Source organism: Streptomyces sp. NPDC007162 (assembly GCF_040634175.1).
Classification (GTDB): domain Bacteria; phylum Actinomycetota; class Actinomycetes; order Streptomycetales; family Streptomycetaceae; genus Streptomyces.
In genome coordinates this window covers 1-2,290 of the sequence record NZ_JBEYFC010000874.1, presented here as the reverse complement: position 1 = coordinate 2,290, position 2,290 = coordinate 1, and the positions used below count along the sequence as shown (strand labels likewise).

The 2,290-nt window shown below is 71.4% G+C and carries 3 protein-coding genes; 2 read left to right on the top strand and 1 reads right to left on the bottom strand.

Annotation, left to right across the window (positions count from 1 at the left end; all coding sequences use genetic code 11):
• Window positions 1–1,385 (top strand): MFS transporter (locus ABZ646_RS45225; protein ID WP_360533231.1); only part of this gene is annotated, 1,385 nt, incomplete at its 5' end.
• Between the two features lie 124 nt (window positions 1,386–1,509).
• Here ABZ646_RS45225 and ABZ646_RS45220 read toward each other — a convergent pair.
• Entirely contained in the window at window positions 1,510–1,929 is a 420-nt protein-coding gene (locus tag ABZ646_RS45220; protein WP_360533228.1) for a DUF3151 domain-containing protein, read from the bottom strand.
• 282 nt (window positions 1,930–2,211) lie between these two features.
• Here ABZ646_RS45220 and ABZ646_RS45215 point away from each other — a divergent pair.
• The coding region (locus tag ABZ646_RS45215) for a cold shock domain-containing protein (RefSeq protein WP_360533234.1) at window positions 2,212–2,290 on the top strand (79 nt) is incomplete at its 3' end.

Below are 2,290 nucleotides of genomic sequence, written 5' to 3'. Positions count from 1 at the left end.
GTTCCAGCATGGCCCTGCTGGACTCCACGGTCGTCAACGTCGCCCTGCCCCGCATCGGTGAGGACCTGGACGCGAGCCTGTCCGCGCTCCAGTGGACGGTCAACGCGTACATGCTGACGCTGGCCGGGCTGATCCTGCTCGGCGGCTCGCTCGGCGACCAGTACGGCCGCCGGAAGGTGTTCGTGACGGGCGTGATCTGGTTCGCCGCCGCGTCCCTGATGTGCGGTCTGGCCCCGACCGACGCCGTGCTGATCGGCGCCCGCGCCCTCCAGGGCATCGGCGGCGCACTGCTGACTCCCGGCTCGCTCGCCCTCATCCAGGCCTCCTTCCACCCCGACGACCGGGCGCGGGCGGTCGGCCTGTGGTCGGGCTTCGGCGGGATCGGGGCGGCCGTCGGCCCGTTCCTCGGCGGCTGGCTGGTGGACGGCCCCGGCTGGCGCTGGGTCTTCCTGCTGAACGTGCCGCTGGCCCTGCTCTGCGTACCGGTCGCGCTGCGCCACGTCCCCGAGTCCGCCGACGGACGCGTGCACGGCCGTTTCGACGTCCTCGGCGCGGTGCTGGGCGCGCTCGCGCTCGGCCTGGTGACGTACGCGCTGATCGAGGGCGGGGTGACCGGCATCGTGGTGGCCGTCGCCGGTGTCGTGACCGGGGTGGCGTTCGTGCAGGTCGAGAAGCGCCGCCGGGATCCGATGCTGCCGCTGGACATCTTCGCCTCCCGCCAGTTCACGGCGGTCAACATCGTCACCCTGTGCGTGTACGCGGCCTTCAGCGGCTTCTTCTTCCTGACCGCGCTGCAGCTCCAGGTGGTGGCGGGCTACTCGGCCCTCGCCGCCGGTACGGCACTGCTGCCGTCGACGGTCCTGATGCTGTTCCTCTCCGCCCGTTCGGGCGCCCTCGCGGACCGGATCGGCCCCCGGATCCCGCTCACCGTCGGCCCGCTGCTCTGCGCCGCGGCGATGCTGCTGATGCTCCGGGTGGGCGAGCACGCGAACTACCTGAAGGACGTCCTGCCCGCGGTCCTCGTCATGGGCGCCGGCATGGTCACCCTGGTCGCCCCGCTGACCGCGACGGTCCTCGCCTCCGTGGACACCGCCCGGGCGGGCATCGCCAGCGGCATCAACAACGCGGCGGCCCGGGCGGCGGGCCTGATCGCGGTGGCGGGCCTGCCCCTGCTCACCGGGATGGGCCCGGAGGCGTACCGCTCGGCGACCGCCTTCGACGCGGCCTTCGACCGCGCGATGCCGATCTGCGCGGCCGTCCTGGTGCTGGGCTCCGGCTTGGCCTGCACCCTGGTACGCCGCCCCGCCCCCGGCTGCGTGCGCCCGGAGTGCCGTACGCACGGCAACGTGACGACACCCCCGCTGGAGGCGGAGGGCCGCTCCTGACCGCGGGCACCTGCACGGTGAACGGGGATACGACCGAGCGCGGCCGGGAGCGCCGAGCGGCCCCGCGAGGACGCGCCCGACGCCGACCCGGCGGCGGCACACGCTGTGCCGCTCCCTCTGATGACTACCGGTTCAGCTCGGCGTACGCCTCGGTGCTGCTGTCCCTGAGGAACTGCCAGCAACGCTCCGACTCGTCCTTCTCGTCGATCTCGCCGGCGGCCCGAGCGAGGGCGGCGAGGCAGCGCAGGAACCCGCGATTGGCTCGGTGGTCCCAGGGGATGGGCCCGTGGCCCTTCCAGCCGGCCCGACGCAGTGCGTCCAGACCGCGGTGATAGCCGGTGCGTGCGTACGCGTACGACTCGACCACTCGTCCGGCCTCGAAGGCGTCGTCGGCGAGCACGGCCCATGCGAGCGAGAAGGTGGGGTACTTCGCCGCGACCTCGGCCGGAGGCTGGGACTCCTCGCCCAGGAGGCGGTACGCCTCTTCGTTCTCCGGGAGGTACGTCGGCTCCGGGCCGCCGAGCAGGTTCTTGTGAGTCGTCATGGATGCAGTCTGTCACCTGTGGCCTACGGCCCCGGAACGCCGCCCCCGCGGAGAGCAATATCTGTGCCCGTGAAATGAGAAATAGGTGCGGGGTACGGCGAGTATTCCTCGGCCGCCTGGCGGAGCGGAATTATCGACCGCGCAAGGCCGATCGCGCCGTGCTACTGTCGATCCCAGTTGCAGGTGTGGTTGCCAGAAGGTTTTTCCGGCGGCTGATCATCACGGCGACACGGAATGCGCAACAAGGCGTATTCCTGACACCGCCTCCGTAGGAGAAATAAAATGGCTACTGGCACCGTGAAGTGGTTCAACGCGGAAAAGGGCTTCGGCTTCATCGAGCAGGACGGCGGCGGCGCCGACG